At 41.2% G+C, this 24,742-nt stretch carries 14 protein-coding genes; all 14 read left to right on the forward strand.

Features of this window, described 5'->3' with window-relative positions:
* Positions 1–3 precede the first annotated feature (3 nt).
* The 14 genes from FHS59_RS09595 (at position 4) to FHS59_RS09660 (ending at position 24,102) form a co-directional block, all read left to right on the forward strand.
* Entirely contained in the window at positions 4–159 is a 156-nt protein-coding gene (locus FHS59_RS09595) for a DUF5908 family protein (RefSeq protein ID WP_170857118.1), read from the forward strand.
* A 12-nt stretch (positions 160–171) separates the two neighbouring features.
* The gene (locus FHS59_RS09600; protein WP_184494927.1) at positions 172–963 is read left to right on the forward strand and encodes a CIS tube protein; all 792 of its coding nucleotides are present in this window, start codon (positions 172–174) and stop codon (positions 961–963) included.
* A gap of 1 nt (position 964) precedes the next feature.
* Positions 965–2,719 carry a type VI secretion system tip protein VgrG gene (gene vgrG, locus FHS59_RS09605; protein WP_184494928.1) on the forward strand — a complete coding sequence of 585 codons (1,755 nt, stop codon included), beginning with the start codon at positions 965–967 and terminating at the stop codon, positions 2,717–2,719.
* A gap of 2 nt (positions 2,720–2,721) precedes the next feature.
* Positions 2,722–3,000 (forward strand): PAAR domain-containing protein, encoded by a 279-nt coding sequence (locus tag FHS59_RS09610; RefSeq protein ID WP_184494929.1) that lies wholly within the window; start codon positions 2,722–2,724, stop codon positions 2,998–3,000.
* A 1-nt stretch (position 3,001) separates the two neighbouring features.
* The gene (locus FHS59_RS09615) at positions 3,002–3,415 is read left to right on the forward strand and encodes a GPW/gp25 family protein (protein WP_184494930.1); all 414 of its coding nucleotides are present in this window, start codon (positions 3,002–3,004) and stop codon (positions 3,413–3,415) included.
* Positions 3,412–6,792: a baseplate J/gp47 family protein gene (locus FHS59_RS09620; RefSeq protein WP_184494931.1), complete on the forward strand. Its 3,381-nt coding sequence runs from the start codon at positions 3,412–3,414 to the stop codon at positions 6,790–6,792. Before FHS59_RS09615 ends, FHS59_RS09620 begins: the two co-directional genes overlap by 4 nt.
* Positions 6,793–6,800: 8 nt before the next feature.
* Complete coding sequence (locus tag FHS59_RS09625; RefSeq protein WP_184494932.1) at positions 6,801–11,036, forward strand: hypothetical protein; 4,236 nt, start codon at positions 6,801–6,803, stop codon at positions 11,034–11,036.
* A gap of 11 nt (positions 11,037–11,047) precedes the next feature.
* Positions 11,048–14,692, forward strand: coding sequence for a carboxypeptidase-like regulatory domain-containing protein (locus FHS59_RS09630; RefSeq protein WP_184494933.1), 3,645 nt, complete (start codon positions 11,048–11,050; stop codon positions 14,690–14,692).
* Positions 14,692–16,254, forward strand: coding sequence for a contractile injection system tape measure protein (locus FHS59_RS09635; protein WP_184494934.1), 1,563 nt, complete (start codon positions 14,692–14,694; stop codon positions 16,252–16,254). The genes FHS59_RS09630 and FHS59_RS09635 overlap by 1 nt, the downstream gene beginning before the upstream one ends.
* Complete coding sequence (locus FHS59_RS09640; RefSeq protein ID WP_246388386.1) at positions 16,194–17,597, forward strand: ATP-binding protein; 1,404 nt, start codon at positions 16,194–16,196, stop codon at positions 17,595–17,597. The genes FHS59_RS09635 and FHS59_RS09640 overlap by 61 nt, the downstream gene beginning before the upstream one ends.
* Before the next feature lie 95 nt (positions 17,598–17,692).
* A complete protein-coding gene (locus FHS59_RS09645; protein ID WP_184494935.1) occupies positions 17,693–17,872 on the forward strand; it encodes a hypothetical protein in 180 nt (59 codons plus the stop codon).
* Position 17,873: 1 nt separating this feature from the next.
* The gene (locus tag FHS59_RS09650; RefSeq protein ID WP_184494936.1) at positions 17,874–21,434 is read left to right on the forward strand and encodes an eCIS core domain-containing protein; all 3,561 of its coding nucleotides are present in this window, start codon (positions 17,874–17,876) and stop codon (positions 21,432–21,434) included.
* 2 nt (positions 21,435–21,436) lie between these two features.
* A complete protein-coding gene (locus FHS59_RS09655; protein ID WP_184494937.1) occupies positions 21,437–22,309 on the forward strand; it encodes a tetratricopeptide repeat protein in 873 nt (290 codons plus the stop codon).
* 329 nt (positions 22,310–22,638) lie between these two features.
* Positions 22,639–24,102 carry a serine hydrolase domain-containing protein gene (locus tag FHS59_RS09660; protein WP_184494938.1) on the forward strand — a complete coding sequence of 488 codons (1,464 nt, stop codon included), beginning with the start codon at positions 22,639–22,641 and terminating at the stop codon, positions 24,100–24,102.
* The last annotated feature ends 640 nt before the right edge of the window (positions 24,103–24,742 follow it).

Raw genomic sequence — 24,742 nt, forward strand, 5'->3', positions numbered from 1 at the left:
ATCATGCCCATAGAAATCAAAGAGCTAATCATTAGAACCACTGTGGACGCTGCAGAATCCAGTCCCACTGGAAAAGGTAATAAGAAACCTGATACCAGTGCTGTAATGGATGGAATCCGCGAACTCAGCAGATTGATCAAAGAAAAGAACGAAAGGTAAAACAAACTCAGCATGTCACTGAATGATATTTTTTCTCAAAAAGGAGGTCTTGAAAAGCTAAAAATCACAGCTTTTAAGGATGAGGAGTACAATGAAGCCACTGCTACCTATGTGGTCATGTATAATCCTACCACCTTTTCGCAGGAATTCAAGTCCAAGTGGATTCCCGAAGAAGGTCCTGCCGACGGTAAACAATACCAGTTCAGAACATTGGAGTCAGATTCAGTTTCTTTCGAATTTCTTTTTGACGCCAGCGCAGCTTCCCCTCCAAGTGCTGATAAACCGGGAGATACAAATTTTGATTATCTGGGTGATGATAAACCTAATCTGGAAAGCATCAGTGGGAATAAAATCAATGCGATTGACATTATCAGCAAAGACAAGCATGTGGATGGGGCAATCCGGAAATTTCTGGATATCACCCAAAACATCCAGTCTGATACCCACAAGCCAAATTACCTGCAGATCAATTGGGGGGCCTATCAATTCCGGGGAGTTTTGGCCACCGCAACCATCAATTACAAGCTTTTCAATGCATCTGGTTTACCGATAAGAGCGACCGTTTCTGCAAATTTTGACCAATCACTTTCACGACAGGAGCAAGCCGCGACCACAGCCAGAAACTCGCCTGACCTAACTCATGAAAGAACCGTGAAATCAGGAGACACGCTACTTCTCATGTGCAAAAGAATTTACGGAACCCAGGAATATTACCTAGAAGTCGCCAAAGCAAACAACCTTAAAAATTTCAGAAAACTGATCCCAGGCCAGAAACTCATTTTTCCACCCTTAGCGAAATCGTAATATGCCATTAGTACCTACATCAGCTGAAACACAGCAGGACTTAGCCACCTTTAAGATTTTCTCAGATGGTGAGCAAGTACCACCATCTGTTGGGGTGGCGATGATCGCTGTGCGCAAAGCTGTAAACAAAATTCCAACAGCCAAATTGGTGCTTTTTGATGGTGATATTGCTACAGGAGAGTTTCAATTGAGTGAAGGAGAGCTTTTCAAACCAGGGGTTAAGCTTAAAATTGATGCGGGATATCACAACTTAGAAGAGACCATTTTTGAAGGAATAATTATCAAACATGGTTTGGAGATCAATCCTGAAAAAGCTTCCAGATTGATTCTCGAGCTTCGGGATCCTGTCATCAAAATGACAGTGGGGAGAAAGAACAAGTATTTTTTTGAGAGCTCTGATAGCGATGTCATGGAAGAACTGATCGGAAAATATTCAGATCTCTCAGCAGATGTAGAAAGCACCAGTTTGACTCATGCTGAAATCGTGCAATACCATGCAACGGACTGGGATTTTATCATGAGCAGAGCAGATGCAAATGGGAAAATCATTACCACAGAAGCAGGAACAGTCACTATCCAAAAGCCTCAGACCAGTGCGGATCCGGTCCTAGAACTCCAATACGGAGATAATGTAGTAGAATTTGAAGCTGACATGGATGCGCGACAGCAGTACAGCGCTACTAAAGGCCTAAGCTGGGATTTTATCAAGCAAGAAATAGCCGAAAAAGAAGGAGCTGATCCCGGCAATATCTCTCCTGGGGATATCAGTGGAGATGATCTCGCAGCCGTGATTGGCTTGGAATCCTTCCAAATGCAACATGGAGGTCTCTTAGCAGATGAAGAATTACAGGCCTGGACGGACGCAGGATTAATGCGGAGTCGATTGGCAAAAATACAGGGAAGAGTCAAGCTCCTAGGTGACAACACAGTGAAGCCTGGGGATATGGTGGAGCTTAAAGGTTTTGGAAGCAGGTTCAATGGAAAAGCATTTGTTTCCTCTGTTTACCACGAGTTTTCACCAAACCAAAAATGGTTTACACATCTGGGCTTAGGCCTAGATCCGAAATGGTTTTCACAGGAATATGACGACATCATAGATGTCGCTGCTTCTGGCTTGTTGCCAGCGGTAAAAGGACTTCACATCGGAATAGTTACCGCCTTGGAGGGAGATCCCGATGGGGAAAATAGAATTCAGGTAAAGCTTCCCATGATCAGTTTAGAAGAAGATGGAATCTGGGCTAGATATGCATCTCCAGACGCTGGAAATGAACGGGGAATTTACTTCAGACCAGAGTTGGACGATGAAGTAATAGTAGCTTTTATCAATGAAGATCCTAGAGATCCGGTGGTTTTGGGAATGCTTCACAGCAGTAGCAAACCAGCACCTTTTGAAGCCGCAGATGACAATCACGAAAAGGGAATTGTGACGCGGGAAAAACTCAAAGTAGTATTTAATGACGAAAAGAAAACCATAGACATAGAGACTCCTAATGGGAATAAGCTACAGTTCACTGATGAGGATGGAGCCATTCTTTTAGAAGATGAAAATGGAAATAAAATAAGCATGAATGCAGATGGGATTACCATCGAAAGTGCCAAAGATCTGATTTTAAAAGCCAGTGGTGACATCAGCATGGAAGGCACAGGAATAGAAATAAAAGCAAGTGCACAACTGAAAGCTGAAGGATCTGCCGGAGCAGAAGTTTCATCTGGAGGTCAGACAGTCATATCAGGATCATTAGTACAAATCAATTAAATATGCCAGCAGCAGCAAGATTTGGAGACTTAAGTACACACGGCGGATCGATTATCGGTCCTGGAGTTCCCACCGTCTTGATCGGGGGATTGCCCGCAGCAGTCATGGGAGACAATCATTCTTGTGCCTTACCTCCCAATGCACATCAGCCTACCGTTAGCCCGTTTTTGGCAGGAAGCGCCACTGTTTTGATTGGCGGAGTGCCCGCATTAAGAGTTGGTGATTCATGCGTTTGTGGCGCCTCACCGGCGGTAGGAGAACCAACTGTAATCATAGGATGACATGGAAGAAGAAAAATCATTTTTAGGGAGAGGTTGGGCATTTCCGGTAAGTTTTAGTCTGGAAAGTCAACAAGTCCGCCTTGCAGAAAACGAGGAGGATATTCAGCAAAGCCTGATCATTTTGCTCAATACAACTTTGGGGGAACGTGTCATGCGACCAGATTATGGCGCAAATATGGAAGATCTGCTCTTCGAAGCGCTCAATGTCACCACGGCAAATATGATTGCGAACCGGATAAAACAGGCGATCCTTTACCATGAACCAAGAGTGAAAACAGAGGACATTGATTTAAGGCCGAATTATAATGAAGGTAGAATTGAAGTAGTAGTCAGCTATCTGATAATCGCCACCAATAATAGAAGAAACCTAGTCTATCCATACCTCTTTACCGAAGCAACTGATCTGAAATTATGAGCAAAGATTGCAACGATCTTACCCTTCCAGGAAACGGCACCAGCCGGGCACAGCGACTTTTGAAAAGTCTGCTTCCGGAATACGTGCGTGTAGACGAAAGGAAAATGGAGGATCTGCAGGATTTCGCTGTAAACATTGCAAGTGAATTAAAATTCATCAATTCATCCAATACTTGGAATGGTGATGACTGGAGCGGATTTTTTGATCAAAAAATTGAGGAAAACCAAGTGACGAATCCTCATTTCGCCCTGTTTCTGGCATTTTTGAAACTATTCAGCTTTGCGCAGGAAGATATCAATACACTTACCCAAAGACATCTTGATTTCTACTACCGAGATGTATTGAGATTGAAAGAAAAAGCAGCTGTTGAAGATCAGGTATACCTGATTCTAAAACTTGCTAAGCATATTCAAGCGCATTTATTACCATCCGATACTGCTTTCAAAGCAGGGAAAGATGACTTAGGAAAGGAAATACTTTTCCACACAGAAAATCTGAATGTTCTAAATAAAGCCGAAGTCACTTCGATTTTTGCACTATATAAAGATCAATACGGCAGGTTTTATAAATCCCCCATTGCTAATTCTTCAGATGGTATCGGCGGAGAATTACTGACCGAAGAAAAGCAATGGAGAAGTTTCGGTAGACCAATCGAATTATTTCCAGACCAAGACCGGGAATTGGCCACCATTGGTTTTGCGGTGGCATCCCCTATCCTATTGCTTGGAGAGGGTAAAAGAAAGATATCTCTAAAACTTACATTCCCAATTGAAGAAGGATTGCTGGAAAAATTGAGTTTACTTCCACTGGATGAAACTTTTGAAATCTGGTTTAGCGGAGAAAAAGATTGGATACGTGCAACCATCGGTTGGGAAAATGAGGAAGAAGATCTTGAAGGAAAGATTCTTGATTTTTTAAATGGCGCTACAAAATGGCAAGACATTGCTGGAGTAGAACCTGTGATAGGTCCTGTCCTGGATGACCCGGAAGAAGGAATTCACAGACCTTTTAAAGGTTATGATATCGGCGAAATCACGGCCAAAAATATTCTGAGTAGAAGAAATTCACTTTCCGGTGGAAGGTTCTCCCATGTAAATCAAGTCAAAGCAGTAAGAGGCATGGGTGAGGACAAATGGCATGACTTGGAATATACATTTCGGCTTTCAAAGCATGAGTTAAGCAATGATGGGGATGGGATTTCTTTGACACTGAAATGTCAGCTTTTACCTGAAGACCCTGCTGTAGTGAATTATTCGGAGGAAGTGCTACTCCAAAAATTCAGAACTTCCTCTCCAGTAATGAAAGTCAATCTTGCTAACACCTCACAAAGCTATGGGTATGATATCCTGAAGGATTGTGAAGTAAAAAATGCAAAAATTAAAGTAGAAGTCGAGGGTGTAGAAAATCTCATTCTTCAAAATGATCAAAGCATTCTGCCGATTGGTAAAAACATCAAACCCTTTGGTTTCAGGCCAGTCAAAGGCTCTAATTTTTACATTGGCAGTAAAGAGGTTTTTGGAAAGAATCTGAAATCACTGGATCTAAATCTCCAATGGCATGGTCTCCCAGAAGATCCAAAGGGATTTGATGATCATTATGGAGCTTATGGTGATACACCGGTAAGAAAAAATCAAAGTTTTACTGCTGCTGTGGATTTCCTAGAGAAAAAAGAATGGAAATCAATCAGTTCTACAAAAACACTATTTGCAGGGGCTAATGAAACTTTGCTAAATCCAAGCAAAACCATTTCTCTAGCCGGAGAACTTTGGAAAGAAATCAATGCCAACCCAAAATTGGAAGAATTCAACGAATGGTCTCCCGGTAGCAACAGAGGATTTATCCGTCTGAAGCTAAATTCTCCGGATTTTGGGCATAAAGATTATCCTTTAATTTTCGCCAGAGAGGCATTAGTTCCAGATGGAAAAGGAAATTTACCAAAAGAACCCTATACTCCAGAGCTCCAATCAATCAGTTTGGATTACAGTTCGGAAGAATCCCTGGACATTTCCGAAAAAGAGATGGAAGGATTTTTCCATATTGGAGCATTTGGAGAGGCAAAAATGCAGGGTGAAAAGGCAATTCCACTTTTGGCAGAATATGAAAATGAGGGTGAGTTGATGATAGGTCTGAGTGATCATCAAAAAGCTCAGAATATCCAACTTTTAATTCAAGTCCTTGATGGCACTGCAAATCCTGAAAAGCCTGTTCCCGATGTCAAATGGAGTTATTTGACGGGTAATCAATGGAAAGAATTCGATCAATATTCCCTGCTCACAGATGAAACGAATGGGTTGATCCAAAGTGGTCTTTTGGCTTTTGCGATGCCTCGGGAAGCGGATACCGCACACACCATTCTTCCTGAATCTAAAACATGGATCAAAGCTTCAGTCAGCACAGATTCAGATGCCATTCCGGATTTCATCGCGGTATTGGCCCAAGCGGTCAAAGTCACTTACGAATCAGACGAAAATGATCCTCTCCGAATAGCGAAATCCATTCCAGCTGAGACAATTTCCAAACTGAAAATCGGAAATAGTGCCATCAATAAAATTCAGCAGCCATTCTCTTCTTTTGGAGGAAAAACAGAGGAATCTTCCGAAAATTTTTATCAAAGAATCAGCGAAAGACTTCGTCACAAGCAACGGGCAATTACTCTTTGGGATTACGAGCATTTGGTTTTGGAGCAGTTTCCAGAAGTTTATCAAGTGAAGTGCCTCAATCACACTTCCTATGATGGAGACCTGACCAAATACAAAGCTTTGGCACCAAGAAATGTAACGCTGGTCATCATTTCCAATGTGCAAAACAAAAATGCCGTGGATCCTCTAAGACCCAAAGCAAGTGTCGCACAAATTGAGGCAATTCGGGAATTCATCACAGCTATTTACCCTCCTGCAGTCTATCTCCATGTGGTCAATCCGGTCTTTGAAGAGATTCAGGTAAAGACCAAAGTGAAGTTTCATTCCTGGGCAGACAAAAACTTTTTCGCCAGAAAACTGGAAGATGATCTCAAAGCATTCCTCTCTCCTTGGGCATTTGAGGCTGATTTCAATTGGACTTTTAGCGAATCACTTCATAGTTCTGTGGTTCTACATTTTGTCGAAAAACTGGATTATGTGGATTATCTAACCTGCTTTGAATTGTATCATTTAGTGATTAATCCGGTGTCCGGAGAACTCCTTTCCCGCACCCGGGTCGAAGCTGCAAAAGGAAGCCGAGGGGTTTCAGTTTTAGGGTCAGTGGGAACTTTAGGAAGCTATGGTGATCATTTGATCGAAGTTTTGGAGACTGACGATTGTCTGTGTGAGGATAATGAAATCAAACCTGCTGCGAGCATCGCATCGGTAGAAGAAGAGGATTTGGATGAAGAATTTTGATCAGGACTATGGAAAAATCAATCACCATATCGAAAGCTAAACCAATCCAAAAAAGCATGGATTATGAGCTATTGCGCTCAGAAGCCATCAGCTATATCCAAAGGATTTCAGGGAAAATCTGGACTGATTATAACAGCCATGATCCTGGAATCACGATTTTGGAAGTGCTTTGCTACGCAATAACTGACTTGGGATATAGAAGCAATTTTCCTGTTCAGGATCTATTAGCGGATGAAAATGGAAGTTTAAGCAATCAATTTTTCAAGGCTTCAGAAATTCTCCCCAGCACACCAGTTACCATTAATGATTACCGCAAGCTCCTGATGGATGTGGAAGTGGTGGATGAGGAAGATTTGATTTGCCCCCAAGCGGGAATCAAAAATGCCTGGATCATTATCCGGGACTCTAATGAGATTAAAATATTCCCAGATAGAAAAGAAAAAAAGCTAGCCTATAAACCATATCCGACCAGTGAAGAAGCATTGAAACTGGGGATTTTGTATGATGTTTTGCTAGAATTTGATACCACAGAAAACCTCGGCGATCTCAATGAAAATAAATTGAGCATGGAAATCGAGGTGGACGAACATCCGGATATAGCCGGGGTAGTAATCGACATCCAAGTGGAATTTCCAAGATGGGATTCTACAGAAGTTGATTGGAAAGATCCTGTTTCGATCCGAAAGAACATCCATAGCATAGAAATCCAATTTCAGAATGTACCGGATGATATTACCATGGATTTTGACCTCAGCCCCAGTAATCTGATTGAGATCAAAGGGACCAAGTTGGTAGCGGAGGGTTTGGATCCATTGGAAGGTCTGGCAGCATTGACGACCCAAGTCAACCAGTTCGTTTATACTAGCCCTGAAGGTATTCTTACTTTATATCTGGCCAAAGTGGCTAAGATCAACCAGATTCTCGATGCTGCAAAATCAAGCCTACATGCCCATCGGAATCTATGCGAAGACTTTGTGAATTTCCATGCCTTGCGGGTGGAAGAAATCCTCGTTTGCGCAGATATTGAGCTTTCCCCAAATGCTCCCATCAATGAAACTGAAGCCTTGATTTTTCAGGCAATCAGTGCATTCCTTTCACCTCAGGTCAACTTTTATAATCTGGAAGAAATGCTGAATCGATGCAAAGATGAAGCACTTCCTATTTCAAAAATTCAACAAAACCCAGCCAAAATCTGGATAGAAATCCCAAAAGAAAGCTACCCAAAAGCTAAGTCCAAAGTAAGCATTATTGGCTCTGGAGGTAATGTGGGCATTTATGAAATTTTAGAACTCAAAACTGATCCAAAAAACAATGCACTTTGTGAGATTCTTCTGACTCCCAACTTTCCATCACCAGTTTTGATGGACGACGATCAGGTATATCTGGGAAATTGGGAAGAAACACAGTGCATTCCGACTGAGGAGCTCTTTGAAGGGCCATTACTGAAACATGGATTTATTGATGAAGAAGATCTGGCAAAAGCGGATAGAAAATCCAGCATTCATGTCACCGATCTCATCCATATCATCATGGATATAGAAGGCGTGGAAGCGGTGAAAAGCATTCAGATTGCCAATAAGCCCCAAGACAATGAATCTGGGGAAATCGCTTCGAAAAGTGTCAGATGGTGTTTGGAATTGGCCATGGACAAGTTCTATGTGCCAAGGCTGAATACCGAGCTTTCGAAAATCACTTATTACAAAGAAGAACTTCCTTTCCGGGCCAATCGGGAAAAAGTTGAAGATCTTTTAGCCGAATACCGAGCATTAGAACGCCGACAGAAAATCTATTATCCAAAACTGGATTTCGATTTACCTCGAGGCAATTATAAAAACCCTGGAGATTACGAATCCATCCAAAATGATTTCCCTTTGGTCTATGGAATCACCGAGGCAGGCATGCTTCCTAAATCACAAGGAAGACCAGATGCTGCCCAGGTGAAACAGCTAAAGGCCTTTCTGATGGTTTTTGAACAGCTATTAGTGAATTACCTCAGTCAACTTGCAAATGTTCGTCATCTTTTTTCCATCAATGAGGAAAAAGACACCTTCGGGAATCCATTGATTAATGCCACTTATTTCTCCAAGAGTCTTGAAGGCTTGGTTCCAGATGCAAATCCACTTTGGAAAGACCTGATTGGACTGAAAAATTCTGTGGCTGAAATCACCGAAAGCAAGGAAGATTTTTACGTGAGAAGAAATCGCTTTCTTGATCATCTCCTGGGCAGATTTGCAGAGCAGTTTACAGATTATGGTCTTTTGGCTTTGCGACTCAACCCCACCGAAGGACAGACAAGACTGATTGAAGATAAACTGGCTTTTCTCAATTCCTATCCAAAAATTTCTTCAGAAAGAGGCAAGGGATTCGATTATAACATTGCAGATAACTTCTGGCACCAAGATAATCTCTCGGGATTGGAAAACCGGATTCAGGGACTGATGGGAATCAGGAAAAAACCAATTTCTTGGCTTCGATTCTCGCCTGCTTTTGAAATTCTTGAAGTTGGAGATGCTTGGAAAGTACAGGTGAAAAATGAGCTGGACACCTTGATATTTGAACTTTCGGCTGATTTCCCAACTAAAGACCAAGCCACTTCAGCATTGGAAATAGCTTTGCTTTTAGGTTCAAATCTGGAGAATTTCCAGATCAGTTTAGGAGATGCTGGATTTTATTTCGAACTGGTTTGGGAAGGAAATTTAGTCGGAAAAAGTACCAAAGTTGACTTTGGTGACGATACACCCGGAGGAGATGCAGATCTTGCTCAAACCGAGCTTTGGGGAATTCTAAGGGATGAATTTCTAAACAATCCTTTAGCAAACCGAAAGAATTTAAGCTTGGCCTTAGAAGCTTTTTGGGAGGTTACAATTACAGTGAATTTAGCTCCAGCTCCTCCAAAATACTTGTTGGAATATGCACTATTCGATGCGCCATTTGGAACTGGAACTCAACTTCTCGAAGGAAGTCTTGAGGTGGAGGTACTTGATGCTACTTCGGAACCAGAACTTCAGGAATTGGCAGAAGAGCGATTGGAAGAACTCATTTGGCAGATTTGCACTGCTGGTGTAATTGACTCGGCCTATGTTCCTGATCCAGCTCCTTTTTCTTCGCCCTATAGATTCTCCTTAACTGATCCGATTCGAGGTGGAGTTTTGGCAAAAAGCTTTGATTCTGATTTCAATGAACCATTGGCCACAGCCATTCAAAATGGCGATTGGGGAGATGCCTGGCTTGTTCAAGGTGGGTTCGAACCTTTAGAATTGACTATATCAGAGGCAATTTCCAAGGGTCCATTTATAGATTTAAAATCTGCACCATTCCCACAAAAAGGAGATCAGATTCATTTCGAACGAGCCTTTGAAATAATCGCACTAGATCTACCAAAACATCAGATAATCATAGCGGGTCTTCATGCATCCTTATTTGAAAATTTCGAAGATTTTGAGGTTCAGTTTCTCTTGGGAGAAACCGAACATTTGGTGTATTACACCATTCATGAAGTGACTGAATCAGAGGGAAACACCATTTTGGTGACCAAAACCGAACCCAGAAAAGATCTAATCGAAGATCCGGAAAACCCGGAAGAACAGCCGGGCGGAATGGTGATTTTAACCAGACAATTTGAAGTTCTTTCTGTCTCTGGAGATCAATTCCGAATTTCCGGTGGAGCAGAAAAAATAGCCATACAGAAAGTACAACAGTTTTTCGTCAGGGAATTTTTCAGCCATGAAGGCACACATTTGATTGAGCACATTTTACTCCGTCCAAAGGTCAAAGGGAAGTTCAGAGTGCCTGATGGAATGGGTGGTTTGGTCACTGAAACCATAGAGGATCGCTTATTGGATCCACATTCGGAAGATGAATGCGTCTGCACCTTGGATGATCCCTACACCTGCATGGCGCATGTGATTCTTCCCTATTGGGCAGGAAGATTTACAAGTACTGATTTCAGGAGATTTCTTGAGAAAAAAATCAAGCGGGAAACTCCGGCGCATGTCTTTTTGACGATTTGCTGGATTCATCCAACTCACATGAAAGAGCTGGAATTGGCCTGGAAAATATGGCTGCTGGAATCTTTGAAGGTCAAGAAAGAGCCCAAAAAGCTCTCTGAATCACTTACAGGGCTGATTGAAGCCTTGGCACAAATCCGAAATGTCTATCCTGTCGGTACACTGCACGATTGCGATGAGGATGACAACTTGGAAAACTCCATTATTCTCAACTCTTCATCATTGGGAGAATTTTAAAAACTACGATTATGAGCCAGATCATTTCAACTTATCCGATTTTTGAAGGTAGCCAGGTGCTCACCAGCACTCAGCTCAACCAACTCGCAGCCTATTTAGATCAACAGGGAAGGCTCACCCGATCGAAGTTGATCGGTATGGGAATCGTCTGCGGGATGCAGATTCAACCTTATCCGCAAGGTTTGCAAATCACCAAAGGTTTGGGAATTACTTCCGAGGGTTTTCTGATCCAAGCGGGAACTTTCAATGCCACACACTACAGACCCTATTCTCTTCCAGAAGGGGTAGCCTACAAACCGTTCAAAGACGTAGATCATGAGGTAAGCCTTTTTGAATTGCTTACTGAAGTGCCTACAGATAGCACAGGCGTTAAGAAACTGACAAATCCAGCCAATTTTCTCAACGATAAATATGTCCTGATTTTTATTGAGATTTTCGATAAAGATCTCAAATCCTGCCTTGGTAATGCCTGTGATGATAGAGGGCAAGACCGGCTTTTGACGCTCAGAAGATTGGTGGTAAACGGAAGCGATCTGGATAAGATTCTGACGAAATCCTCCAATGTCAAATCGCCTTTTCCAAGCGTTCTGGATTTGCCGGAATTCTCCGTTCAAAAACCCCTTTTCTATCCTGGAAAACCTGAGTCCAATGAATTTGGTGCTTTTGTCAAATATTACCAAAAATTTATTGGGTTAACACTTTCCAAAGAGTTTTTTGAGGCATTAAACCTTTCTTATAAGCTTTTTGAGCCGATTTTAAGCAAAAGTTACAGCTTCGCAAATCCCCTGGAAACAGGTACTATTCAGGACAAAATCGCTGAAATCATGGGTTTGGCAGAAGCAGATCCAAATGATATACAGGGAATTCAATATCTCTGGGACTTTGCAAAAGAACTGGTCAAAGCATACAGCGAATTCAGAAATTCGGCCATGGAGCTTTGGTACAACTGCGTCACTGACAGCTCACTTTTCCCACTTCACCTCATGCTAGGAAGGGCTAGGACCAGTTCAGAAACGCAAGGCCAATTCTTGAAATATAGACATGGATTTGTTCAGCCGCCGATTTTCAATCTTCAAAAGCTTTTGGCGGAAACCTGTATTCAACGACATCGCAGGATGATCATGTTACTTGAAAAGCTTGAGACAGGAATATTCAAGAAAGGAGAAAGTGAAAAATTCCCTATCAAAATCACTCCTTCAGGAGAAAAACTTGGAAAATTAGGCGATCGAGCCATTCCATACTATTACGAAATCAAGTCGCAAAGCTCCGTTTCCAATTGGTTCTCTCTGGAAGATAACTGGGTGGATCCTGGGAATTTGCAAATGCATTCCACCTACAAAGCAGGTGTCCAGTCTTATGATAATCAACCTGATGAAGAAGCGACAGAGGCAAAATCATGGTTAGAAACACCTCTGTTCTATGACATTGAAGCTTATCCATTTCTTAGAATCGAGGGGCATCTCAGCAAAGAGTTGGATACAGCAGTCAACCAGATCAAGAAATTGATTCGTCAGTTCAATTTACCTATCCATGTGGATGTGCTGCATCTTGGAGAAAATGAAGGATTCGATTTTCTAGATGACTGTGGATGGAATGACCTTCAGGAAGACTATGCTTTCCAACGCTATTTTATGGTTGGGATGATTATGGAGCTCAAACAGCTTTTTGATTATGTGACAGAATTTGCCCAGGAAGCTGAGGAAGAAGACATCACCAGCAATGAGTTCTACAAAAAAGCTTCAGAGGTTCTGGATATGCTTTTGGCAATGGCAGAAGCTTTACCCGAGTGTATCAAAGATCTAAATTGGAAAGCATTCCAAAACACTTACAAAAATCTTCTTCAGTTATTGATTGACTTTGTTCTTTTGGAATCTGGACTTTTAAAAGAAGTGGAGGCTAATCCGGAAAAGGAAAAAGAGCTGGATTTCTACAATGGAATTCTAATGCGGCTTTCTCCGATTCTTTATAGAATATTGGATTTATTTTTCTTCACAAAGCTCCAGCGAATTTACACCAGTTACGAAAACCGAATTCAATTACTCAAACAATCGAATCAATTTGCGGACTTTCTGAAAAAGCATCCTGGATTGACTCATGAAGCAGGTGTACTAAAAACAGGTACTTTTTTCTTAGTACATGACCCAAATCAAAAACTGATCATCGGTGATTTTAGCTTGCCTTATTATTGTTGCGATTGCAGCCCATGCATAGAACCTTGTGGGGAAACGAGCTTTTCATTGCCTCCATTTGCAAGGCCTGATTATGCCATCGCCTATACCGAAATACCGATCAAGCTAGAGATTACGCTAAATGATGCTTTGGTATCGGGTAGGACTTATGACGTTTTCCCAGTAGGGTCCTCCTCCGTACAGAATGGAAAGGTGGAAAAAGATCCAGATACCAATGTTTTAAGATACACCTCTGCTGAAGGATTTACTGGAATTGACAGTTTCCAGTATGTATTAAGAGATAGGATCACCAATCAAAGTGATCAAGGAAAAGTAAGCATTCTTGTGAAAGGAGCTCAAGGATGTTATTCAATTGAAATATTGAGGTGCTGGGGAATTGAATTTGTCAGCCAAACTTTGGAATCAAGACAGATAGAATTCAATAAGGAATCTGACACCGAACCGTATGAAAAATTGCTTGAAAGCTTAAAAAAATCCAATGGATTTACGCTAGAGGAATTACGATCAGGAGTTTTGGAAGAAGACGAACAGCGGTTAAAACTATTAGAATGCCTGGGGCTTCCAAATTCAAACTTGAGTTGGGAGGAATCTGAACGAGCGATTCTTGACCATCAAGCTAAGAATTGCGGATCCATTGTCACCCCAGAATGTACTTCATTAAGTGTAAAAGGAGTCGTCAGAGCAGATGATGGAACTCCTATTTCTAGGGTGAAAGTAACTGTGAAGAAATCGACTATTGAAACTATCACCGATTCATCTGGGATATACGAAATACAATTCGAAACTCCAGGACAGACATTAGTATTTGAACGAAATGGTTTTGAAAATCAGGAGGCTATAATCTGTAGCCAAACGGAAGCTAATATTACCTTGGTTCGAAGTGAGATTCCAGCCCTAGAGTGTTACTCGATTAGCATTATTTCAAATTGGCCAGAAAACTTTGTGCGGGTGGTCGCCAGAGATCGACAACTAGAGAAACCATCAGGAAATCTACCGGATGTGATTGTTAGTCTCTTGGAAAGTTTAAGGGAAACCAAAGGGTTTACTTCTACGGAATTGAGGGAAACCACCCTAAAAGATCCTGAATTACAGAAGCTGATCTTGGAAAGCGCTGGGATGAATCCTTCTTCTATGCAGCCAGAACAATATGCTGCCGCAATTGAATCTTATCAAAATCAAAATTGTGGTTTTAGAAACGAGGATGTCATCGTAGTGACAGCATCAATAATTCCCGAAGATGAATTGAGAAAATATTTAGATGCCAATAAGGTGTCTTATTTGCCGGGAGCTGACAAAACTGTTTTGGAAGAAACTTTCAAGGCCTCCACTACAAATTCTACAATTACCAAAAGAGACCTAGAATTGTTTAAAAAGGATACCCTTTTGAAAATTACGGAAGAGAAAGCCATAAAAGTGAGCTCATCAGATACAAAAGCAACACTGATTGAGAAAATCATTAGGAAATAATGGGAAATCATTTGATCCATACACAGGTAATAGAAGCTGAATTTGGAAACAAAACAGCCGCTCTGCAAGGACAAAAGACCCTTCAGGAAATCTATTATCAACATCTGATTCCGGTAATGGAGGAAGTGATGGATGAATATGATCAAATGGGAACCCCGATCCGAATTGAAAAACTAGACTTGGATCTGGGAAGAATTCCTAAAAATTTACCGGTGGATCTTATCAAGCATAGATTACGGAAAGCCCTTGAGGAAGAATTACGGAAAATCTATGTGGAACAAACCTACTTTTATCCAAATGATTTCAAAGGGACTACTACTACAAACAAGAGTGGGAAAGAATCCTTGGAATCTGATTGGGAAATCCTGATTTATTTCCTTCGAAAAGGAAGATTTCCATGGTTTGCAAGTTCCAAGATTGGATTCTCTATTGATGAAATTTTTCAAAGGATTCTTGATCAAAACCCCAATCGGCTTAAGACTTGGTTAGGCAAAAATCCTATTACATGGATTGTAGCAAAAAGAATTTCAAACCTATGCAAGGGACATAACCAAAAACAGATTTTTGGTCTATTTTTAAAAGAAGCTATTTCTGAAAATGATTTTAAAATCCTTTACAAAATTGTTTCCAAAATCGGAGAAAGTAAAGGGATATCAACTCCAACAGCAATCCAAAATTCGAATGCAATTTTGATTTATTCTTCCTTTGGAAAATCCAGTGAATTCAAAGGCCATTTAAATAAAATCTTACAGGTAATTTCAGAAAACTCAAGCAAGGATATTCAAAAAAATGCAGAATTTCTAATTCAACTATTGTGGATAACTTTTCATTCTACATTTGGATCAGCATCTAATTATGAAGCTTTCTATAAGGAGTTTGTACAAATTATCAAATCTCCAAAAACATTCTCAAAAGAGAATTTAAGCACATTTTGGAAAGAATTGATCCATTTTGTGAAGATAAATAAGTTTAAGAAATCAGACTTATCCACATTTGAAAAATTGTATGCTAATCAACTGGAAAGAGAAAAAGCTCATTTAAAAACCCAAAACCTCCAAGACGAAGAGAAGGTAGTTATCCACAATGCTGGGCTGGTTTTAACAGCGGCATTTCTACCTCGGTTTTTTGATAATATTGGCTTGGTCAACAACGGGAAATTCGTCTCAGAGAAAGTAAAATCCCAGGCAGTCATTCTCCTCCAATCCATGATGCCTGAGCAATTGGAATGGGAAGAACCAGACCTACTCTTGAATAAACTTATGTGCGGTATGGAGCCTGCCGAAACTGTGGAATTCTCAGGAGATTTAGACCCTAAATTGATCCAAGAAACCGCCCTTCTTTTGGAAAGTATGGCAATTCAATGGACCGCCTTAAAAAGCAAATCTGGTAAAATGGTTTCGGAAGGATTTTTTACTCGGGAAGGAGTATTGAAAAAAGCACAGAGAGGATATCACCTTCAAATCCAACGGTTGGCTTTTGATATTTTATTAGACAGACTTCCATGGAGTATCGGCATTATCAAATTGCCATGGATGGAAGAAATAATATCGGTAGAATGGTAACTACAACGAAACATAACGCATCCACGATCCAACAAGAATTGGATTGGCTTCAAAGTATTTTAAAAGCCAGATCGGCGATGAATGCTAATCCGGGAAATCAAGTCCGGGACGTGTTGGAAATTCCCGCCCCTGAGTTCAATGATCCACTTGGGGCTTATGCACATTTTGTCAAAAAATTATCGCTCACAGAAGCAGAACGATTTCTGTTGATTTTGGCCGCTGTGCCACATATCAAGCCTCAGATGCTGGATATGTTTATGGGAAAAAACCAGTTGACCCAGCAGATTTTCACAGAATTTGGGGGAATGAAAGGCAAGAACCATAATGGCTTTATTTCCACAGGAGAAACGGTACTTTTCATTCTTGCAGGAAGCAATCTTGAAAAACGATTTCAATACTTGAGTCTATTTGATAAGAATTCCAGGCTTTTTAAAGAAGGTCATCTCCAATTGAGCGATACAGAAAACGATGAACCTTATCTGAACGGAACATTAATTATCAACCGTGATACACTTCAGGAAATCACTAGTGGAACAGTTCGAAAGCCTGATTTCAGTGCCAATTTCCCTGCCCAGCTTCTACAAACTGAGATGGAATGGGAAGATTTGGTTCTTAATCCACATACCGAAGAGGAACTGAGGGAAATTGAAATTTGGCTGAAACATAAAGATCAATTGCTTCATACCTGGGGAATGAACAAGAAGTTAAAACCAGGTTTCAAAGCCTTATTTTACGGACCTCCAGGCACAGGCAAAACCTTGACGACCACTTTGCTAGGCAAAAAACTGGGGCTGGATGTTTATAGAATTGATCTTTCCAGAATAGTCTCCAAGTATATAGGGGAAACCGAAAAGAACCTAGCAAAGATCTTTGATCGGGCCGAGCGCAAAGGTTGGATTTTATTTTTTGATGAGGCAGATGCCCTTTTTGGGAAGAGGACCTCAGTTTCTGACTCTCATGACCGCTATGCAAATCAGGAAGTTTCCTACTTACTACAGCGGATCGAGGAATATGATGGGTTGGTCATATTGGCAACCAATCTCAAAAGCAATATGGACGAGGCATTTATGAGGCGTTTTCAGGCCTCGGTATTTTTCCCAATGCCACAACCTGAGGAACGGAAGAAACTTTGGCAGAAGGGATTTCCGGAAAAAGTCGAACTGGACAAGCGGATTAATTTTCAGGAATTGGCAAAAAGCTATGAACTGTCCGGCGGTTCGATCGTGCAGGTGATCCAGCATAGTTTGCTGAAGGCTTTGGACAAAGGAAGCAATCAGGTCATGTTGGGTGATTTACGAGAAGGAATAAGAAGAGAATATCACAAAATGGGGAGGACTATATGAAATCGACACGATTAAAATCATCATTAAAACACAGAGCAATGTTGATTTTAATCGTCAAAGATTCCATGTGACCATAAAAAATCTTTTATAAACACATGAAAAAGAAAGTCAGAAAAAAAGCAGATCAGGAGCCTGAAAAAGAGGAAGTGGTGATTGTGAAAGAAAAAGAAGAAGAGAAAAAGCCTGATGTAAAAATGACCCCTGTGGAAGAGGAACAGGAGCCTATGACTCCTTTGGCGGCAGAATCTCCTATGAAGACCGAAACCAAAAAGTAACATGAGCGCTTTAGCTGAACGTAAGCCTATGCCTTCGTCATTTCATAATGGCCCGGCATCGCTTAGCATTCAGCCAAGCCTCAAAATCGGCAGACCGGGAGATAAATACGAACAGGAAGCCGAAGCCGTCGCTAATCATGTGACGATGGCTCCTGCCCATTCCGAGCCAGCTTTGGCCATGAGCCCTGCCAGTTCGGATACTTTTCAAATGCAACCCGAAGAAGAGGAAGAATCTCTTCAAATGATGCCTCTTTCATCCACTGGGCCTTTTCTACAGCTAAGTGCTATGGAAGAGGAGGAAGAAACTGTGCAACTCTTTCCTGAAAACACCAACTTCTTACAAAGACTCGAAGAGGAAGAAGAAAGTATCCAACTATCTCCAGATGGTGGCATGACAGCTTCTCCTTCCATTTCTGCCCAGATTTCCAGTTCCAAAGACGGCGGGCAAAACCTTCCAGCTCCAGTTCAATCTGAAATGAGCAGTAAAATCGGAGCGGATTTCAGCGGTGTAAGAATTCATTCTGATGCCAATGCGGCGCAGATGAGTAGCGCAATCGGAGCGCAAGCCTTTACACATGGCAATGATATCTATTTCAACGAAGGAAAATATCAGCCAGAATCCTCTCAGGGAAAGCATCTGCTTGCCCATGAACTGACACATACCGTGCAGCAGGGAGAGGCAGAAGTGCAAAGAATGCCGATGGTGCAACGGGAAGGTGAAGAAGAAGCCTCCGCTGCACCAAGCTCTCCTGGCCAACTTTCCACAGGTTTAGTAAACAATACTTCTCACACAATAACCTATTCCAGTATTCCTGTAACGGCCTTCAAGACTACTGGTGGTAGGGAAGTGCTTTATCAACAACATCGACTCCGGAGAAAAAAGAACTACTCCGGAAGTAGAATAGGCGTAAATCAAAGAGATATTTGGAGAAGAGAAATAGACTCAACTGAAATCAGAAGAATCCTGCTTGAAAAATACAATCAAGCGAATGCTGTCGAAACTTCCCGTTCTGGCAGCCATACGATATATGCTTTTAAAGTCAGAAATTCAGATAACACCTACCTCACTGGAACATTAGAAAATGTAATTAGAGAAGCGATAATCCCAAAATGGGATATTAGAGGCAGAGCTCCAAAACACTTTCAAGTTGATCACATTGTAGAAATGCAAATCTCTGGCTTTCCAGAAGATACTTCAGTAAACCAAATTGACAACCTTGAGTTGCTTGAACCCAATTCTAATGTCAATTCAGGTGATGTAATCAGAGAATCAGTGGAGTCCAAAGTCGGGCAATCTCTGCGGCAACAAGACTCTTTGGCCATGATTGAAGCTGAACTACCCCGCCTATCTGAGTCATCAAGAAATGAGGATAAAATAAGACAAGTAAAAAATCACTACGACCTCATTTTTAATGATTTTAGTGCCGGAGGAGGCCCAAGAAGAGTGGGCACAGATAAATATTGGATCAGGTCCCAAATCGAGCAAGGTGATCATCTAGAGCATATTATTCCAGTGAATATGAGTGAGCTAGGTTCTGAAGGCCAAATGTTAGTTTTCCCTAGAAGATATTACCAAGTAGGAAAGATTTTTTCATGGAATGGTAGATCAAATTCACCTAATAGAAATGAACGAAATTGGTTTAGACCTTGGGTAATAACCAACAAGACTTTTTATAATGATCCGGAAAGTGATATACTTGGACATTTTGTTTTGGAGTTTCCAAGTGAAGACCCACTAATTCGAGCCACAGGAGGAACCGTTGAAATTAAGAAACTTCCTGGAGCTCAATTTGCTGGATATGTTGATAATGTAGAAGGTGAAGCTGCTGCAAGAAATTCGATAATCAGTGCAGGCAACATCGCCGCAAAACAATTTAGTCCAATAGAAATAAATTCTATCGATTACGAAGAGGGAGGGGTAAGAATTGTAGGAAAGGTTCTACCATCGATTCCTTTTATCCAAAACTCCCAATTGGACTTACTTTTTGAAAACGGAGACATTCAGATTTCCAAGACATTTTTGGGAACTGATTTTTCCCTTCCATCACCCTTCGAACTAAGGCAGACAAGTTTAACTCTTTTTGCAAGCAGTAGAAGAGGTCTTGGAATAGAAGGCCAAGTTGATTTCGGCATCCAGAGTGTAGGTGAAGGACATATAGCTGCCGCAGCTTCCACTTCAGGAGGTTTTGAGTTGGAAGGAGCTTTTAACTTTGACTCTGAGCTCTTTGATCCTGCTTCAATCATCGTTTCTTACCGAAATAGTATTTGGACCATCGGTGGTACGATAGGTATCCCTGAGGGAAAAATCAGAGGAGTAAAAAGTGCAACCATAACTGCCACTTACAGCGAAAATATTTTCTCAGCGGAAGGGGTAGCCGAATTGGATATTCCAGGAATTGAAGAAGGAAGAATGTCCATCGAATACGGCGAAAATGGCTTCTCCATTGGCGGTAGTTTCAATCTAAGTAGTGATATACCTGGAATTACTGGCGGAAGTGTAGAAGCCAGAGTCTCCAAACAAAATGGGGAAGATGAATACCATGTTTTTGTTTCGGGTACCGCCCAGCCAGATATACCGGGAATCAATTCTACTCTCTCAGTCACCTATGAAGATGGTGCATTGACTATAGAAGGGTCTGCAGCATACCGTCGAGGAATGCTATCTGGTCGAATAAACGTGGCTGCGACCAACAGGGCACTTGGAGAAGATGGCCAGCCAACCGGTGAACCTACTGATGAAATATTAATCTATGGAGGAGGAAGTCTAACCCTCCAAATTACCCCTTGGCTGGCTGCCACCGCTGAAGTCCAGTTCCTACCAAATGGTGAGTTGGTCGTTACAGCGAGACTTTCTTCTGACGAATATGAAGTGTTTGGAAGAAGGGAAATCAATCGAAATCTCTTCAGAGTACCAACCATCGAAATCCCAATATTTGCAATTCCATTAGGGCCCAGAAGTATAGGGCTAGTGGCTCAAATAGGTGGAGGACTGGATTTTACAGCAGGTTTTGGTCCAGGTGCTCTCCAAAATATGTCTGCAGAAATCACCTATAATCCAGCCCATGAAGAAGAAACAACTTTAAGAGGTCATGGAGAATTTGTGGTACCTGCAGATGCAGGTTTGACTTTGCGGGGAGACCTGAGTTTGGGAGTAAGTGCTGGAATCGCAAGTCTGACAGGAGGAATCGAACTTGAAGGTACTCTAGGTCTTGAAGGACAAGCTTTGGCTTCTGTGGATGTCAATTGGAGTCCTCTTGAGGGGCTTACAATTGATGCAAGTGGCAGGATCACTGTTAATCCCAAATTTATTTTTGGCATCAATGCCTTCGCAAGAGCAAGTCTCGGGGTAGGATTCCTTTCTGTTTCCGAAACTTGGAGACATAACCTTGCCTCCTATGAATGGGGACCTGACATCCAGTTTGGTATTGTCTTCCCGATCCATTACCGAGAAGGTGAGCCATTTAACCCATCCTTTGACGACATTGAGGTGATTTATCCGGACTTGGATGTGGTCAATATGGCTGTTGGTCTCGCAAGGGACATAAAAGACGAAATTTTCTAAAAATGGAAACAAATACATCAAAAGACTTAAATAATAAGGGCGTCCAGTTTTTTATGAATGGGGACTTGGAAAAGGCAAAAAATTGCTATCAAAAAGCTTTGGAAACTAATCCAGAAAATGCCACCTCACTTAATAATCTTGGTCTACTTTTGCATCATGAGAAGTCATTTACGGAGGCAATTGAAAATTTTTCCAAGGCAATTTTGATCGAAAAAAAACCTGTTTATTTCTTAAATGCTGGCAATAGTCACGCCATGAAAGGCAATTTGGCAAATGCTGAAAAATGTTACTTGGAAGCATTGAATACCGATCCAAATTACTACAATGCCTGGATAAGCCTTGCGAAGCTCTCAAATCATCAAAAAAAATATGATCAAGCCATTCGTTTCTGGAAGAAAGCCTTTTCTATTGACCCAAAACCTGAATATCAGCTGGAAATAGGGAAAATCTATATACTTGTAAAGGATTATGAATCTGCACTGACACTTCTTTCAGGAATTCAGTTGGTTGACAGCCCAGCCTATTGGTTTTTGATCGGTAAATGTGAGTATGAACTTCGGAATCATGGTCTTGCCGAAAAAGCATTCAAATCTGCTCTGGCAATCCAGCCTGATAGTTTGGAGGCCCGTCAATTTTTAGGTTTGAATAATTTTGCCACTGGAAAAATTGATCAATGCCTTGAGCAATACGATTTCATCTTGAAAATGTATCCTTCCAACCACAAAATGCTAACAGAAAAAGCTGTTATTCTTTGTAGCATATCGTCCTTTGAAAAGGCATTGACTTTAGTTGAAAAAGCCCTGACTTTAAAACCAGACTATCCAAAAGCTATTCACTACAAAGAATTGATACTGACCTCTAGGGAAGCGTTTTAATTAATCTGGACTTTTTCTAATGCAAAATCCTTAATACATTCACTTTTTCATTGGAAGTTCACAATAAACCCTCCTCCAAATTTAGATGGTTTTTCAGCGATAAATCTGAGACTTTAAACTCTCTTTTCCCGACCTCAAAACCGTCTTGACCAAAGCATGTCCATAAAAATCCTGAGATCAAATAATCATACTACTTGAACATTTGGAAAAAGAATAATTGGCATTACAAATTCGGAATGAATTTCAAAAGCTTCCCTTTACAACCACTATTAATTTTTTGATCTTCTATTGATTCTAGCTAACTTTTAATTCCCTCAAAACCAGCTAGAATGAAAAAATCACTCCTTTTTCTCCCACTTCTTTCCTTTGTCATTTTTGCCTGTGAAAAAGATGAAACTCAATCCGACTCCATCCAGGATGAAATCTCCGCTGTAGAAAACGGACTACTCCCTCCTTTTGAAGTCAAAGGAGATACCTCGATGGGGATGAATATTTATGATCGAATGGAACATTATCACGTGCCGGGAGTCAGCATCGCAGTAGTCAAAGATGGAAAATTGCTTTGGGCCAAAGGCTATGGCATAGCCAATACAGAAACAGGTGATTCCGTGACTACAGAAACGATTTTTCAAGCAGGATCCATCAGCAAACCTCTTGCTGCTTTGGGCGCTTTGAAATTGGTGCAAGAGGGAAAAATGGATTTGAATGAAGATATTAACAGCTACCTTATTGGATGGAAAGTCCCTGAAAATAAATTTACCGAAACTGAAAAAGTCACGCTTGAAAGACTGTTGACGCATACCGCCGGCATGACGGTTCATGGCTTTCCGGGTTATTCCCAAACCGACACTTTTCCAGATATTATCACAGTTTTGGAAGGGAAGGGAAATACTCCTCCGATTTTTGTAGACACAATTCCTGGTAGCATTTGGAGGTATTCCGGTGGAGGCTATACAGTAATGGAGAAGGCAGTGGAGGATGTTTCCGGGCAAGCTTTGGAAGTGTTTTTGGAAGAAAATATCCTAAAGCCCATCGGGATGACGTATAGTACTTATTCGCAGCCCCTATCCAAATCTTATCAAGCTAATGCCAGCGCCGCTTATGATGGGGATGGGAAATTATATGAGGGATTGTATCATAATTATCCTGAACAGGCAGCTGCAGGGCTTTGGACCACACCTTCTGATTTAGCGAAGTATTATCTCGAGATCCAAGCTATCAGAGCCGGGAAAAAAGATCGAGTTCTATCCAAGGAAATAGTGGATCAAATGCTGACCGAACGCAAAAATCACTGGGGATTAGGACCTGCTTTGGGGGAACGAGACGGAAAGGTTGTTTTTGCTCATGGAGGAAAAAATGCCGGTTTCAGCAATGATATGATGGGCTATGCGGATCAAGGAGATGCGATTATCGTGATGACCAGTGCGGATCGGGGAACGCGCCTAATGGCAGAAATCATGCGGGGAATTTCTGATTATTATCAGATGAATTTGAGAAAACCAACAGAGGTAGAGTTGGCGGATTTATCCCAAGAAGAATTAGAAAATCTGGCAGGATCCTATCAATTAAACAGGCCATTAGATGGAATTGAAAATTACGTGGTGGAAGTAAGTGTAAAAGGGAATAAGATTTTTGTCTACGACCCAAATAACGGAGACGAAAATCTTCTCTCCCCAACTTCTGAGACTGATTTTGTAGATTTAAATACAGGCGATCGAGTGGAATTTCAAATCACCCAAAATCCTGTTGGAATGCTTTGGGGAGGTAGTTTTCAGTTTAGAAAAGTTAATTAACCAATGAATTGGTGAAATATTCCTCAATGTCATCTTAGAATTCTTTCTTGCTGAAGTATTGCTTTAGACACGAATAGATTTTTTGTCGGTGCGGTGGGAGGATTTGGCAGCGGGGTGAGCGTAAGATTTGTGCGGCTGAAGCTTTGCCAAATCTTGATCTTTTGCCTGCCTGCCGGTAGGCAGGGTCCTTTTGTATCAAGACAAAAGGACATAGAAAAAGGCTTTTATGAATAAAATAATCCCTCTTGAGAGATTAGCAGAATTTATTACACCTATAATTTTTAATTAAGATCAATACTATCATTTAAAGTCCGGCTGAGCACTTGAGAGACGTGAGTCTCGAAATCGAAGTCTGGACTTTAACTGTCCTCGACTCCCTGCCCTCCGGTAGGATGGCGCTATCAAGGACAGATTAAATTAAAATTCGAAAAATCAATTATTTCAAAATTATATTCCTTCCTATTGGAAATTAGTTTTAGCTAAATTGAAAAAGCTACTCCAAATAAACATTTTACTTTTTTCTCTTTGTTCTTTTGCCTTGAAGCAAAAGAACCAAAAATTCAAGACGCAGCAAAGCTTCAACCGCACAAGGCCATACGCCTGCCCCGCTGCTGCGTCAGCCCACGCGCATTCCAAAAAC

This window comes from Algoriphagus iocasae (genome assembly GCF_014206875.1).
GTDB lineage: Bacteria > Bacteroidota > Bacteroidia > Cytophagales > Cyclobacteriaceae > Algoriphagus > Algoriphagus iocasae.